At 72.3% G+C, this 14,805-nt stretch carries 11 protein-coding genes; 8 read left to right on the top strand and 3 right to left on the bottom strand.

From position 1 onward, the window contains the following. Positions 1-51 precede the first annotated feature (51 nt). Positions 52-3,342: a S41 family peptidase gene (locus AB0D53_RS23035; RefSeq protein WP_362449455.1), complete on the bottom strand. Its 3,291-nt coding sequence runs from the start codon at positions 3,340-3,342 to the stop codon at positions 52-54. Between the two features lie 189 nt (positions 3,343-3,531). Between AB0D53_RS23035 and AB0D53_RS23030 the strand changes: the two genes are divergently transcribed. Continuing rightward, complete coding sequence (locus tag AB0D53_RS23030; protein WP_362449453.1) at positions 3,532-4,104, top strand: TetR/AcrR family transcriptional regulator; 573 nt, start codon at positions 3,532-3,534, stop codon at positions 4,102-4,104. A gap of 136 nt (positions 4,105-4,240) precedes the next feature. After that, on the top strand, positions 4,241-6,475 hold the full coding sequence (locus AB0D53_RS23025; protein ID WP_362449451.1) for an MMPL family transporter: 2,235 nt from the start codon (positions 4,241-4,243) through the stop codon (positions 6,473-6,475). 209 nt (positions 6,476-6,684) lie between these two features. Here the strand turns inward: AB0D53_RS23025 and AB0D53_RS23020 are convergent, their stop codons facing one another. After that, positions 6,685-7,047: an SsgA family sporulation/cell division regulator gene (locus tag AB0D53_RS23020; RefSeq protein WP_362449449.1), complete on the bottom strand. Its 363-nt coding sequence runs from the start codon at positions 7,045-7,047 to the stop codon at positions 6,685-6,687. A gap of 179 nt (positions 7,048-7,226) precedes the next feature. On the opposite strand from AB0D53_RS23020, the gene AB0D53_RS23015 reads away from it, so the two are divergent. From AB0D53_RS23015 to AB0D53_RS22995, 5 genes are all read left to right on the top strand, one after another. Continuing rightward, positions 7,227-8,285: an energy-coupling factor ABC transporter permease gene (locus AB0D53_RS23015; RefSeq protein ID WP_362449447.1), complete on the top strand. Its 1,059-nt coding sequence runs from the start codon at positions 7,227-7,229 to the stop codon at positions 8,283-8,285. Between the two features lies 1 nt (position 8,286). Then, positions 8,287-9,048 (top strand): cobalt ECF transporter T component CbiQ, encoded by a 762-nt coding sequence (gene cbiQ / locus AB0D53_RS23010; RefSeq protein ID WP_329818429.1) that lies wholly within the window; start codon positions 8,287-8,289, stop codon positions 9,046-9,048. Next, positions 9,045-9,821, top strand: a complete 777-nt coding sequence (locus AB0D53_RS23005) for an ABC transporter ATP-binding protein (RefSeq protein ID WP_362449445.1) — start codon at positions 9,045-9,047, stop codon at positions 9,819-9,821. Before cbiQ ends, AB0D53_RS23005 begins: the two co-directional genes overlap by 4 nt. Positions 9,822-9,898: 77 nt before the next feature. Continuing rightward, entirely contained in the window at positions 9,899-11,062 is a 1,164-nt protein-coding gene (locus tag AB0D53_RS23000; RefSeq protein ID WP_329818484.1) for a serine hydrolase domain-containing protein, read from the top strand. After that, positions 11,059-11,859 carry an SDR family NAD(P)-dependent oxidoreductase gene (locus AB0D53_RS22995; RefSeq protein WP_362449443.1) on the top strand — a complete coding sequence of 267 codons (801 nt, stop codon included), beginning with the start codon at positions 11,059-11,061 and terminating at the stop codon, positions 11,857-11,859. The genes AB0D53_RS23000 and AB0D53_RS22995 overlap by 4 nt, the downstream gene beginning before the upstream one ends. 40 nt (positions 11,860-11,899) lie before the next feature. On the opposite strand, the gene AB0D53_RS22990 is transcribed toward AB0D53_RS22995, so the two are convergent. Continuing rightward, entirely contained in the window at positions 11,900-12,892 is a 993-nt protein-coding gene (locus tag AB0D53_RS22990) for an AsnC family transcriptional regulator (RefSeq protein WP_362449441.1), read from the bottom strand. 288 nt (positions 12,893-13,180) lie between these two features. On the opposite strand from AB0D53_RS22990, the gene AB0D53_RS22985 reads away from it, so the two are divergent. Beyond that, positions 13,181-14,719: an MFS transporter gene (locus AB0D53_RS22985; RefSeq protein ID WP_362449522.1), complete on the top strand. Its 1,539-nt coding sequence runs from the start codon at positions 13,181-13,183 to the stop codon at positions 14,717-14,719. Positions 14,720-14,805 lie beyond the last annotated feature (86 nt).

Below are 14,805 nucleotides of genomic sequence, written 5' to 3'. Positions count from 1 at the left end.
GGGCGTCCCGTTCGTGTGCGGCACGTTCCGTCGTGCCGCCCGTGACCGTGACTACCGGGGCGGCAGCGGCGGCCGTCGCCGGTCGGGGACGTCCTCGTACGTCGGCGGGACCGCCGCGGGCTGGGCGGCCAGCAGGTCCAGGGCCACCCGTACCGCGTCGTCCAGCACCGCGTACCGGCCCTCCGCCCAGTCGAGGGGGGTGCGCAGCGCCTCCAGGTCCGGTTCGACGCCGTGGTTCTCGATGGACCAGCCGTAGGTGTCGAACCAGGCCGCGTTCATCGGCACCGTGATCACCGTGCCGTCGCCGAGCCTGGTCCGGCCGGTCATGCCGACGACACCGCCCCAGGTCCGCTGGCCCACGACCGGGCCGAGCTTCAGCAGGCGGAACGCGGCGGTGATCATGTCGCCGTCGGAGGAGGTCGCCTCGTCGGCCAGGGCGACCACCGGGCCGCGCGGGGCGTTGGAGGCGTACGACACCGGCTGGGCGTTGCGGGTCAGGTCCCAGCCGAGAATGGTGCGGGTCAGTTTCTCGACCACCAGCTCACTGATGTGGCCGCCCGCGTTGCCGCGCACGTCGACGATGAGGGCCGGCCGGGACACCTCCAGGCGCAGGTCCCGGTTGAACTGGGCCCAGCCCGATCCGCCCATGTCGGGGATGTGCAGATAGCCGCACTTGCCGCCGCTCAACTCCCGTACGACGTCACGGCGTTTGGCCACCCAGTCCTGGTAGCGCAGCGGCCTCTCGTCGACCAGGGGGACGACGGCGACGCGGCGGGGGAGACTCCCGCCCCCGGCCGGGCGGAAGGTCAGCTCGACGGTGGTGCCGCCCGCCGCGGTGAGGAGGGGATACGGACCGGCGACCGGGTCGACCGGGCGTCCGTCCACGTGGGTGAGGACCGCGCCCTCCCGGATGCCCGTACCGGCCAGCGGGGAGCGGGCCTTGGAGTCGGAGGAGTCGCCGGGCAGGATGCGCCGGACCGTCCAGTCGCCGTCCCGGCACACCAGGTTCGCGCCGAGCAGGCCGATCGCCCGCTGGTAGTGCGGCGGGCCCTCGTTGCGGCGGGCCGGGGTCACATAGGCGTGCGAGGTGCCCAGTTCGCCGAGGACCTCGCGCATCAGGTCGGCGAACTCGTCGGGGGAGGCGACCCGTTGGACCAGCGGGCGGTACTGGTCGAGCACGGCGGTCCAGTCGATGCCGCACATGTCCGGGTCCCAGAAGTAGGAGCGGATGATGCGGCCGCCCTCCTCGTACGCCTGCCGCCACTCCGCCGCCGGGTCGACCTCGTGCAGGATGCGGCGCAGGTCGAGGTAGACCGTCGAGTCGCTGTCGCCGGGCTCGGTGGCGGGGACGGCGCGCAGCTCGCCCTCGTCCATGACGACCAGCCGGCTCGCGTCGCCGCTGACCGCGAACCAGTCGAGGTGGCCGACCAGTTCGGTCTTCCTGGCCTTGACGATGTTGAAGTGTTCGAGGGTGGGGCGGCCCGACATGTCCGCCGGGTTGGCGAAGGTCTCGCCGAGCGCGCCGGAGATCGGCCAGCGCAGCCAGACCAGCCCGCCGCCGCTCACCGGGTGCAGCGCCGAGTACTTGGAGGCGGAGACCGGGAAGGGCGTCACCCGGTTCTCCAGGCCCTCGAACTCGACGGTGACCGTCGACGGACCCTCGCCCGTAACGGCGTCGGGGATGTCGTCGGCCGGATCGAGCCCGCCCGCCGCCGGGCGCCCCTCCGGGGAGAGGGCGAACGGGGAGGGGGTGGCGGACGAGAGCGGCACCAGGTACGGGCGGCAGCCCAGCGGGAAGGAGAGGTCGCCGGTGTGGACGTCGTACACCGGGTCGAAGCCGCGCCAGGAGAGGAAGGCGAGATAGCGCCCGTCGCCGGTGAAGACGGGGTTCTCGTCCTCGAAGCGGCCGTTGGTGACGTCGACGATCACGGGCGCGCCGGTGCCCATGATGCGGGCCAGCTTGATCTGGCGCAGCGAGCGGCCGATGCCGGGGTGCGACCAGGTCAGCCAGGCGCCGTCGGGGGAGAACGCCAGGTCGCGGACCGGGCCGTTGATGGAGCGGATCAGCTCGGTGGGTTCGCCGGTGGAGATCTCCTCGTCGGTGTCCAGGAGCAGCAACCGTCCGTCGTTGGTCGCGATGGCGAGGCGTTCGCCGTCCGGGTCGGCGATCAGTTCGTGGACCCGGCCGAGCTGTCCGGAGGCCAGCCGGCGCGGCGCGCGGTCGCCGCTGGCGCGCGGCAGGTAGGCGATCTCGATCGCGTCCTCGCCGTCGGCGTCCGTGACGTAGGCGACCTGGCCGCCGCTGCCGAGCATCTCGGGCAGCCGGACCCGGACCCCTGGGGTGTCGGCGATGGTGCGGGCGGGGCCGTCGCGGTGGGTGAGCCAGTACAGGCTGCCGCGTACGGTGACGGCGCTGGCCCGGCCCGTCTCGTCCACGGAGAGCGAGTCGATGTTGCTGGCGGCCGGGACCTGGTGGACGCGCCGTCCGGTGCGCGGCCCGCCGAGCCGGACCTCCAGCTTCCGGGGCACCGCGTCCGGCGAGGCCAGGTCGTCGACCAGCCACAGGTCGCCCGCGCACTGGTAGACGATCCGGTGCCCGTCGCTGGAGGCGTGCCGGGCGTAGAAGGCGTCGTGGTCGGTGTGGCGGCGCAGGTCGGTGCCGTCGGGCCGGCAGGAGTAGAGATTGCCGACGCCCTCGTGGTCGGAGAGGAACGCGATCCGGCCGCCCACGAACATCGGTGAGGCGAGATGGCCGCCGATGTCCGGCAGCAGGCGCTTGCCGTGCAGCCAGAGCCGGCCGGTCGCACCGCCCCGGTACCGCTTCCAGGCGGCCGGTTCGTGCGGGGGCGTGCCGGTGAGGAGCAGGGTGCGCCGTTCGCCGTCGATGTCGGCGACCGCGATGTCGGAGACCGGGCCCCAGGGCAGCTTGCCGCCGGGGCTGCCGTCGGTGGGGACGCTGTAGGCCCAGGAGATGTGCGAGAACGGCTGGCTGTGCGAGGACACGGCGAGGATGTGGGCGGCGTCCGGGGGGTCGGGGGTCCAGCCGCAGACCCGGGTGTCCGTCGAGCCCCAGTAGGTGAGCCGGCGGGCCGGGCCGCCTTCGACCGGTGCGAGATGGATCTCGGGATCGAGCGTGCGCCAGGTCGTGTACGCGATCCGGCTGCCGTCGGGGGAGAAGCGCGGGTGGCTGACCCGGGTCCGGTCGATGGTCAGCCGCCAGGCGCGGCCGGGCCGCTCCCCCTCGGGCGCGAGGGGGGCGACCCAGAGGTCGTCCTCGGCCGCGAAGCAGAGCAGGTCGTCGTGGAGGTGCGGGAAACGGAGATACGCGACGTCGTCACTCACCCTTCAATGCTTTCCGCGTGGAAGGGCCCCGGCAACTCGTGGTGCGGGCCGGTTGTGGTGCGGAACACAAGCGAAACGATTCCGTTTCGCTGGACGGGCGGGGTACCGTCGATGTGTACGAAACAGTTTCGTTCGATTGACTGGCGTACGAGCAGCAGAAGTACGAGCACCCGAACGGGAGGTCGAGACATGGCACGCACCCGGCTCACGCCCGAGCGCGAGAGCGAGCTGTACGCCGCCGTGCTCGACCTGCTCCGCGAAGTCGGTTACGACGCCCTGACCATGGATGCCGTCGCCGCTCGCACCCGTTCCAGCAAGGCCACCCTCTACCGCCAGTGGGGGAGCAAGCCCGAGCTGGTCGTCAAGGCCCTGCGGAACAACAAGCCGGTGTCCCTCGGAGAGATCGACACCGGGTCGTTGCGCGGCGACTTCCACGCCGCCCTGGGCCGCAGCGACGACTGTCAGATGGAGAAGAACTCCGCGCTGATGCGGGGTCTGGCCCATGCCGTCCACGACAATCCCGATCTGCTCCAGGCCCTGCGCGAGCTGCTGATCGAGCCGGAGATGACCGGCCTCGACACGCTGCTGCGCCGAGCCGTGGACCGGGGTGAACTGCGTCCGGACAACCCGGCGCTGAAATATGTATCGCACATGCTGATCGGTGCCTTCACCGCTCGGCAGCTGGTCGACGACCGCGCCGTCGACCAGGCGTTCCTCACCGATTACGTCGACTCCGTGATTCTCCCCGCTCTCGGAGTCTGACCCCCCGGACCGCCCCGTGCGGTCCGTCCCCATCGCACGGCCCCCTCCCCAAGCCCCACCTGACACGCCGCTCTCGTCGTCGGGCTGGTTCCTCACGCCCTTTTCCACTCACGACCCGACCCGGGAGTACCCCTCCGTGGCCACATTCCTCTACAAACTCGGACGGCTGTCCTTCCGGCGCCGCCGCTATGTCGCCCTGATCTGGGTGGCACTGCTGGCGCTCGCCGGATTCGGCGCGGCCTCCGCGTCCACCGCCACCTCCAGCTCCTTCTCGATCCCGGGCACGGAGGCGCAGCGCGCCTTCGACCTGCTGGAACAGCGCTTCCCCGGGGGCAGTGCCGACGGTGCGAGCGCCCGGGTCGTCTTCAAGGCCCCCGGCAACGAGAAGATGACCGACCCGGCGAACAAGGCCGAGGTCCGCAAGGTCGTCGGCGAGCTGAAGTCCGGCTCCGACCAGATCGCCTCGGTCACCGACCCGTACACGGCCGACGCCGTCAGCAAGAACGGCTCCACCGCGTACGTCTCGGTCTCCTACAAGGTCAACTCGATGGAGCTGACCGACGCGACCCGGGAGGCCCTGGAGGACGCGGGCCACGCGGCGCAGAAGAGCGGGATGACCGTGGAGATCGGCGGTGACGCGCTCCAGGCGATGCCGGAGACCGGAGCCACCGAGATCATCGGTGTCGCCATCGCCGCGGTGGTGCTGGTCATCACCTTCGGCTCGCTGATCGCCGCCGGGCTGCCGCTGCTCACCGCCCTGATCGGGGTCGGCATCGGCGTCTCGACGATCACCGCGCTGGCGAACGTACTGGATCTGGGCTCCACCACCTCCACCCTCGCGATGATGATCGGCCTCGCGGTCGGCATCGACTACGCGCTGTTCATCGTCTCCCGCTACCGGGCCGAGCTGGCCGAGGGCCGGGAGCGCGAGGAAGCGGCCGGACGGGCCGTCGGCACGGCGGGCTCCGCGGTCGTCTTCGCCGGTCTCACCGTCGTCATCGCGCTGGTCGGCCTCGCCGTCGTCAACATCCCGATGCTGTCGAAGATGGGCTTCGCCGCGGCCGGCACGGTCGCGATCGCCGTCCTCATCGCGCTCACCCTGGTCCCGGCGATGATGGGCTTCGCGGGCAGGCGGGTCATGGGACGCAAGGCGCGCAAGGCCGCCGCGGCCCCGGGCGGCGCCGAGGGCCCGGCCCGGGCCGAGGACAAGCCGAACATGGGCACCCGCTGGGCGCGGTTCGTGCTGCGCAAGCCGGTGTGGGTGCTGCTGGTCGGCGTCATCGGCCTCGGCACGATCGCCGTCCCGGCCGCCTCCCTGGAGATGGGCCTGCCCGACGACGGTTCCCAGCCCACCAGCACCACCCAGCGGCGCGCCTACGACCTGCTCTCCGAGGGCTTCGGCCCCGGCTTCAACGGGCCGCTGATGGTCGTCGTGGACACCGCGAACAGCTCCGACGGAAAGACCGCCGCCAAGCAGGTCTCCGACGAGATCTCCGGCATGAAGGGCGTCGTCGCCGTCACCCCGGCCCAGTTCAACAAGGCCGGCGACACCGCGATGATCACCGTCGTCCCGGAGGACCGGCCGAGCTCCGTCGACACGGAGAACGTGGTCCACTCGATCCGTGACGCGGGCAAGGACATCAAGTCCGACACGGGTGCCGAGGTCCTGGTCACCGGCTCCACCGCGATGAACATCGACTTCTCGCAGAAGATGAACGACGCGCTGCTGCCGTACCTGGCGCTCGTGGTCGGACTCGCCTTCCTGCTGCTGATGGTGGTCTTCCGGTCGGTGCTGGTGCCGCTGAAGGCGGCTCTGGGCTTCCTGCTCTCGGTCGTCGCGGCCCTGGGCGCGGTCGTCGCGGTCTTCCAGTGGGGCTGGCTCGGCTCGCTCTTCGGGGTGGAGCAGACCGGTCCGATCATGTCGATGATGCCGATCTTCATGGTGGGCGTGGTCTTCGGCCTCGCGATGGACTACGAGGTCTTCCTGGTGACCCGGATGCGCGAGGCGTACGTCCACGGCGAGAAGCCGGGCCAGGCGATCGTCACCGGCTTCCGGCACGGCGCCCGGGTCGTCACGGCCGCGGCCGTGATCATGATGGCGGTCTTCGCCGGCTTCATCGGCTCCAGCGAGCAGATGATCAAGATGATCGGCTTCTCGCTCGCCATCGCCGTCTTCTTCGACGCGTTCGTGGTCCGGATGGCGATCGTCCCCGCGGTCCTGGCCCTGCTCGGCCACCGCGCCTGGTCGCTGCCGCGCTGGCTGGACCGGATCCTGCCGAACGTGGACGTGGAGGGCGAGGGGCTGCGCGAGCAGCTCGCCGAGACGCCCGGCGGCGACGCCGGGGGTGAGCGCGAGCTGACCCGGGTCTGAGCCCTGCGCCCGGGGCCCGTCGGGCCGTGGAAGAGCCTCCGGGGCCGCGCCTGAGCGGAGCGCGGCCCCGGACGCGCCGGTCACCTGTGGGGACGGGGGCCGGGGCACATGAGGAAGCCCCCGTGCGAGCGGCACGGGGGCTTCCGTCATACGGCGGGGACGGGCGCGTCACGCGGGTCCGGCCGAATGGGCCGGTCGAGTGGGGCCGGTCACGCGGGCGTCGCGTCGGGCGCGGGTCTGGCGCCCCCGTCGGTGTGCGTGCGGTGCAGAAAGCGGATCAGTGGCGCGCTGTCGAACTGCACCACCTCCACGCCCTCCTTCGAATGGACCTCCACGACCAGCTGTGTCCGTCCGCAGGGCCAGACGCGGACGCCGCCGCGCTCGGTGGGGGCGCGCAGCCCGCCCTCCAGCAGATCGCGGGCGAAGGCCCACTCGTCGCCGCCGGGGAAGGCGACGTGGACGGTGCGCGGGTCCTTGTCGGCGTCGTACAGCAGGTCGACCGGGACGGCCGGGAGATCGGGGGTGTCGTTGACGAGCCAGGCATCTGCCTGTTCATGGATCACGGGGGGCATGGAACGACTCCTCCTGTGCGTACTGCTTCGCCCTCCAATGTCCCATATTTTCCGCAAGCGGTGCGGTCGACAGTCGTGATGCAGCCGCTCTTGCGAAGGGTTCGCAACAAGGTCCTATCATTGAGCGGTTCACGACATCGTCCGCAGCAACGCAGGACCGCAGGAAGCGGAGCCCCCACATGCATGTACCCGACGGATTCATCGACGCGCCCGTCTCCGCCGCAGCCGGAGTCGTCGCGGCCGGTGCGGTCGCCGTCAGCCTGCGGGGCGCCCGCCGGGAACTGGACGAGCGCACCGCGCCGCTCGCCGGTCTCGTCGCCGCGTTCATCTTCGCCGTGCAGATGCTGAACTTCCCGGTCGCGGCGGGCACCAGCGGGCATCTGCTGGGCGGGGCGCTGGCGGCGATCCTGGTCGGGCCGTACACCGGCGTGCTCTGCGTCACCGTCGTCCTGCTGATGCAGGGCATCCTCTTCGCCGACGGCGGCCTCACCGCGCTCGGCGTGAACGTGCTCGACATGGGCATCACCACCACCGTCGTCGCGTACGCCCTCTTCCGCGGGCTGCTCAAGGTGCTGCCGAAGACCCGCCGCTCCGTGACCGGCGCGTCCTTCGTCGCCGCCCTGGTCTCCGTACCGGCCGCGGCCTGCGTCTTCACGCTGATCTACTGGATCGGCGGCACCACCGACATCCCGATCGGCAAGGTCTTCACCGCCATGGTCGGGGTCCACGTCCTGATCGGCATCGGCGAGGCCGTGATCACCGCGCTGACCGTCGGCGCCGTCATCGCGGTCCGCCCCGACCTGGTCCACGGCGCCCGCGGGCTCACCTCCTCGCTCAAGCTCCGGGTCGACGGCGAACTCGTCGACGCCCCCGCCCCGCAGCCGGCCACCCCGGTCGCCGCCCGCTCCCACCGGGGGATCTGGGCCACCGGCCTGGTCACCGCCCTCGTCCTGGCGGGCTTCGTCTCCTACTACGCCTCCGCCGACCCCGACGGCCTGGAGAAGGTCGCCGCCGACCAGGGCATCGACAAGAAGACCGAGGAACACGCGGCCAAGGACTCCCCGCTCGCCGACTACGGCGTCAAGGACATCTCCGACGCCCGGCTCTCCGGCGGCCTCGCCGGAGTGATCGGCGTCGGCGCCACGATCGTGGTCGGCAGCGGCGTCTTCTACGTGGTCCGCCGCCGCCGTACGCAGGACGCCCCCGACGACACCGCACGCACCAGCGAAAACGTCTGACATGGGCGCGGGACACGCACACAAGCTCTACCGGCACGGCCACTCGCCCGTCCACGACCTGCCGCCGCACTGCAAGATCGCCGCCGCCTTCTGCTTCGTCGTGGTCGTCGTCTCGACGCCCCGCGAGTCGGTGTGGGCGTTCGGGCTGTACGCGGTGCTGCTCGGCGCGGTCACCGCCATCGCCCGCATCCCGGCGGGCTTCCTGCTCAAGCGGCTGCTCATCGAGGTGCCGTTCGTCGCGTTCGCGCTGCTCATGCCGTTCGTGGTGCCCGGCGAGCAGACCCAGGTCCTCGGCCTCTCCGTCAGCGTCCCCGGCCTCTGGGGCGCCTGGAACGTCCTCGCCAAGGGCACCCTCGGCGTCGCCGCGTCCGTACTTCTCGCCTCCACCACCGAACTGCGCTCGCTGCTGCTCGGCCTCCAGCGGCTGAAGCTGCCGCCGCTGCTCGTCCAGATCGCCTCCTTCATGATCCGGTACGGCGACGTGATCACCGACGAGATGCGCCGGATGTCGATCGCCCGCCGCTCCCGGGGCTTCGAGGCGCGCGGCGTACGCCAGTGGGGTGTCCTGGCCAAGTCGGCGGGCGCGCTCTTCATCAGGTCGTACGAGCGCGGCGAACGCGTCCACCTCGCGATGGTCAGCCGCGGCTACGCCGGTTCCATGCCGGTCATCGACGAGGTGACGGCCTCCCGCGCCCAGTGGGCGCACGCCGCCGTACTCCCCGTGCTCGCCCTCGCGATCTGTCTGCTGGGATGGTCCCTATGAGTCAGCCCACCGCCCTCGCACCGTCCCTGGAAGTCAGCGGCCTCGCCTACGCCTACCCCGACGGCCACCAGGCGCTTTTCGGGGTGGACCTCACGGTCGGCCGGGGCGAGCGGGTCGCCCTGCTCGGCCCCAACGGCGCCGGCAAGACCACCCTCGTACTCCACCTCAACGGCATCCTCGACGCCGGCGCGGGCAGGGTCCGGGTCGCGGGCCTCCCCGTCGAGAAGCGCAATCTCGCCGAGATCCGCCGCCGGGTCGGCATCGTCTTCCAGGACCCCGACGACCAGCTCTTCATGCCCACCGTCCGCGAGGACGTCGCCTTCGGCCCCGCCGCCTCCGGGCTGCGCGGCGCCGAACTGGAGGAGCGTGTCACCGAGGCCCTGAAACAGGTCGGCATGGAGGAGTACGCCGACCGGCCGCCGCACCACCTCTCCTTCGGCCAGCGCCGCCGCGTCGCCGTCGCCACCGTCCTCGCCATGCGGCCGGAGATCCTCGTCCTGGACGAGCCGTCCTCCAACCTGGACCCGGCCTCCCGGCGCGAACTCGCCGACATCCTGCGGTCCCTGGACGTCACCGTGCTCATGGTCACGCACGACCTGCCGTACGCCCTGGAGCTCTGCCCGCGCGCGGTGATCCTCAGCGAGGGCGTCATCGCCGCCGACGACCGCACACAGGACCTGCTCTGCGACGAGACGCTGATGCGGGCTTACCGCCTGGAGCTGCCCTTCGGCTTCGACCCGCGCTCCGTCACCCTGGATGTTCCGCGACGGTGAACATGAGGTGACCCGCCACACCCGGTACCCGCGAGGGGATGCACCATGGGGGGATGAGCGGGAGCGCAGGAGCAGGCGTGGACGTACGGGGCACGGTGGCGACCGGATTCGAACCGGTCAGGGATGCCTTCATCCGTAACTTCGAGCAGCGCGGCGAACGCGGCGCCGCCGTCACGGTCTACCGGGACGGACAGAAGGTCGTCGACCTCTGGGCCGGAACGAGAGACGTCGACGGCACCGAACCATGGGCCGTGGACACGGTGCAGATCGTCCGCTCGGCGGGCAAGGGCATCGCCGCCGCCGTACCGCTGCTGCTGCACCAGCGCGGCCAGGTCGACCTCGACGCCCCGGTCGGCACGTACTGGCCCGAGTTCAAGGCGGCCGGCAAGGAACGCGTGCTCGTCCGCCACCTGTTGTCCCACCGGGCCGGACTCCCCGCGCTCGACTGCCCGCTGACCCCCTCCGAGGCGGCCGACGGGATCTCCGGCCCGCAGGCCGTCGCCGCCCAGCGGCCCCAGTGGGAACCCGGCACCGACCACGGCTACCACGCCCAGACCTACAGCTGGCTAGTCGGCGAACTGGTGCGCCGGGTCACCGGCCGCACCGTCGGCCGCTGGATCGCCGAGGAGATCGCCCGCCCGCTCGGCCTGGACTTCTGGTTCGGCCTCCCGGCGGACGAGGCCCACCGGGTCGGCCGCATCGGGCCCGTCGAACCGCCCGCGGCCCCGGGCGACGGCGGCACCCTGCGGGTGCGGCCCAAGCGGTCCGTCGTCGAGGCGTACCGCGACCCGCAGTCCCTCACCCGCCGCGCCTTCGGCGCCATCGACCCGCTCCCCGACGAGAACGACCCCGGCTACCGGGCGGCCGAACTCCCCGCCTCCAACGGCATCGCCACCGCCCGCGCGCTGGCCCGCTGCTACGCCGCGATGATCGGCCCGGTCGACGGCCACCGCCTGTTCGCCCCGGCCACCCTCACCCTCGCCCGCACCGAGGAATCGGCGGGCCCGGACCGGGTCCTGGCCGTCAACACCCGGTTCGGCCTCGGCTACATGCTGCACGGCCCGGCGGCCCCGCTGCTCGCCCCCGGATCGTTCGGCCACCCCGGCCGGGGCGGCTCGCTCGGCTTCGCCGACCCCGAATCCGGCGTCGCGCTCGGCTATGTGACGAACGGTCTGCAGAAGGGAGTGACCGCCGATCCCCGTGCCCAGGCACTGGTCAGGGCAGTACGGTCGGCGCTATGACTCCTCATCGCTCTGCTGGTTCACGGTTCGACGGATACGGCGTGCTCATCACCGGGGCGGGCCAGGGCATCGGCGCGGCCACGGCCCGCCGGCTGGCCTCGGAGGGCGCGCGCGTCCTGGTCACCGACCTGGACGGGGACCGCGCCGAGAAGGCCGCCGCGGCGATACGCGAGACGGGCGGGGCCGCCGAGGCGCTGCCCTGCGACGTGGCCGACCGGGCGGCCGTCGAGACGGCGGTGGCCCACGCGGTCGCCGCCTTCGGCTCCCTCGACGTGCTGGTCAACAACGCGTACGCCTGCACCACCGACGCCCCGCTCTTCGAGGACGAGCCCGACGAGGCCTGGCAGCGCGACCTGGACGTCACCCTCACCGGCCCCTACCGCTGCGCCCGCGCCGCCCTCCCGCACCTGGTGGCCTCCGGACGGGGCGCGATCGTCAACATCGGCTCGGTCAACGGCGAACAGGACTTCGGCAACCACGGCTACAGCGCCGCCAAGGCGGGCCTGGCCAGCCTCACCCGCACCCTCGCGGGCCACGCGGGACCGCGCGGCGTACGCGTCAACCTCGTCGCGCCCGGCACGATCCGCACGGACGCCTGGGCGGGCCGGGACGCCGAACTGTCCCGGGTGAGCGGCCTCTACCCGCTCGGCCGGGTCGGCGAGCCGGAGGACATCGCCTCCGCCGTCGCCTTCCTCGCCTCGCGCGACGCGGCCTGGATCACCGGGACGACGCTGCGCGTGGACGGCGGGCTGACAGCGGTCAACTACGGCTTCCAGCAGGCGGTTTCGGAGAACTGAAACGCGCGGAGCCGGTCCGCCCCGCGTACGCGTGCGCGTGTCAGGCGAGCGCGGGGTGGATCAGGCGCCCGTGATGGACGAGCGAGACCGCCTGCTTGAGCCGGCGCACCCGCACGCTGATCTCGTACCCCCTGATGCCCTCGGTGCGGGCGAAACGGCCGCTGAGGTAGCGGTAGAAGTCCGGGGTGTCCTTGCAGATGACCACGGCCATGATGTTGTGCTTGCCGCTGATGGCCGCGGCGAAGGCGCACTCGTCGTGCCTGCTGAGCTCCTCGCCGATCTCCTGGAGCCGGGGCAGGTCGACCTGGAGCCAGAGCGTGGCGTTGAGCTCGTAGCCGAGCCGTTCGGGCACGGTGTCGACGTCGTAGACCAGCGAGCCGCTGCCCTCCAGGGCTTCCAGCCGGCGGGCCACGCGCGGCTTGGACCAGCCGGTGATCTCCGCGAGGCGGGTGTGGGAGGCGCGGCCGTCCTCCGCCAGCGCTTCGAGGAGGGGGAGGTCCTCGTCGGTCGCGGGGAGCGGGGGACCGGTGGGGGTGGGGCGTTCCGCGGTCAGCAGCCGCACCTGCCCGTCGGTGAGCGAGCCCTCCCGGCCGGTCCACCCGGCGGTGTCCGGGGAGCCGAAGGCGTGGACGAGCAGGTCGACGTTGAGGTCCAGGACCGAGGCGGCCCGGGGGAGCTGCCGCAGCAGCACGTCGTCCCGGGCGGTCCCGGCGGGCGAACGGATGATGCAGATGATCTCCGAACCGCCGGACGCGATGCTCGTGTACGCGACCTCATGCCTGCGGGCCAGGGAATCCGCGAGCGGCCCCACGGCGTCCGGGCGGCAGCGCAGCCGCGCGATCCACTCGGACCTGCCGAGGGCGGCGGGGCTGCTCACCCCGACGACGCGGATGACGCCACTGCGGCGCAGGGCGTTGTAGCGGCGTGCCACGGTCTGCTCGGACACGCCGACGACCTCGCCGAGGCGGCGGAAGGAGACCCGGGGCGAGCAGTTCAGCCCATGAATGATTTTGCGGTCCAGATCGTCAGGCATGGAGGAATGGTCACATAAGAAGCGTCCTGTCCGGAGGTTTCGTGACGTTCGCCGGGATCGCTTGGGGATGGAGCGACGGTCGGGGAGAAGCTGGTCGGCGGCTTTGCGGGTGATTCGGTGGACAGCGCGGAACGCGGTGGTACGCCGGTGCGCCCGGGAGCGGGCGCCCGCCGGACGGCGGTGCCCATGTCGCAGCCGGTGCCCGTGCGGCACCCCCGCAGCAGAAGGAACCTCTTCGTGAATCCCGCAACGACACAGGACAGATCAGGGCGCGGCGTCACGCTCGTCATGGCCTGTCTGGGCGTCTTCGTCGCCTACCTCCCCGTGACCACCGTGTCGGTGAGCCTGCCGGCCATCCAGCGGGCGCTGGGCGCCTCGACGTCCCAGCTGTCCTGGGTGTCGGACGCGTTCGTGCTGCCGATGGCCGCGCTGATCCTGACCACCGGGGTGTGGGGCGACGTCCACGGCCGCAAGCGGGTGTTCCAGACGGGCATGGCCCTCTGCGCGCTGGGCGCGGCGATATCGCTGGCGTCGGACTCGGTGCAGTGGGTGTGGGCCGGTCAGGCGGTCTCCGGTCTGGGGGCGGCGGCGCTGCTGCCCACGACGCTGGCGCTGATCAGCCACGCGGTCCCCGACCACCGTGAGCGGGGCAAGTACATCGGTCTGTGGGCGATGTCCCTGATGGGTTCGCTCGCCGTGGGCTCGCTGATCGCCGGTGTGCTGCTGGAGCACGTCGCGTGGCGCTGGATCTTCCTCCTGCCCGTACCGGTCTCCCTGGTCGTGCTGGTCGTCGCGGCGTTCCGGCTGCCCGACTCGCGCGCCCCGCACGGCCGCCGCCTCGACTGGCCCGGCCAGATCAGTGCGGCCGTCGCCGTCACCGCGGTCGTCTACGGCGTCATCGAGGGCGGCGCGGACGGCTTCGGCGAGCCCGCCGTGGTGACGGCCCTGGTGCTCGGCGCGGTCGCCGCGGTCGTGTTCGTCGTCGTGGAGCGCCGCAGCGCGAGCCCGATGCTCGACCTGGCACTGTTCCGCAGCCCGGCCTTCACCGCCACCGCCCTGGTCGCCATGATCAGCTTCCTCGGGCTGATCGGCTTCTTCTTCGTGCTGAGCCTGTACTTCGGCATGGTGCAGCACCTGACCACGATCGATGCGGCGCTGCGGATGGTGCTGGTGTCCGGGGTGTCCCTCGTCGCGGGCCTGCCCGTCGGACGCCTGATGCACCGGGTCTCCGCCCGGGTCCTGATCACCACGGGCCTGGTCGTCGCGGCGGGCGCGATGCTCTCGCTGACCGGCGTCGACGCCCACACCTCCTACGGCTCGATCGCCTGGCGGCTGGTCCTGCTGGGCCTCGGCATGGGCGCCGTACTCACCCCGATGACCGCCTCCGCGGTGTCCTCCGTCCCGTATCACCTGGCCGGGATGGCCGCCGCCGGGAACAACGCCTTCCGCCAGGTCGGCGGCGCCCTCGGCCCCGCCGTGCTCGGCGCCCTGCTGACCACCCGGGCGCTCGACGCGCTGCCCGGCCGCCTCGCCGACGCGGGCGTACCGGCACGGACCGGGGACCTCGTCGTCGACACCGCCCGCGAGCAGGGTCTCGGTGCCGTGGCCGGGCTCGACCTGAACGCGGCCACCGGCCCGGCCCTGACCGCCCTGGGCGACTCCTTCCTCGACGGCATGCGGCTGTGCCTGACCGTCTCGGCCTCGCTCGCCCTGCTGGCCGCCCTCGCCTGCGCCTTCCTCCTCCGCCCGGCCGCCAAGCCGGCGACCCCGGCGGCTCCGTCCACCGACGAGACGCCGGCCCGCCCGGCACCGGTCCCGGCGGGCTGAGCGCGGCGCTCCCCGGGGCCATGCGGCCGGCGCGTCGCGGGAGGGCAGCCGGCCGTTGGTGAAGGAGGCACGTACCCAGCACGTGC

The organism is Streptomyces sp. NPDC048295, from assembly GCF_040652135.1.
In the GTDB taxonomy this organism is placed as follows: Bacteria; Actinomycetota; Actinomycetes; order Streptomycetales; family Streptomycetaceae; genus Streptomyces.
The sequence above is the reverse complement of the archived record's forward strand: the minus strand, read 5'-3'. Positions and strand labels throughout refer to the sequence as shown.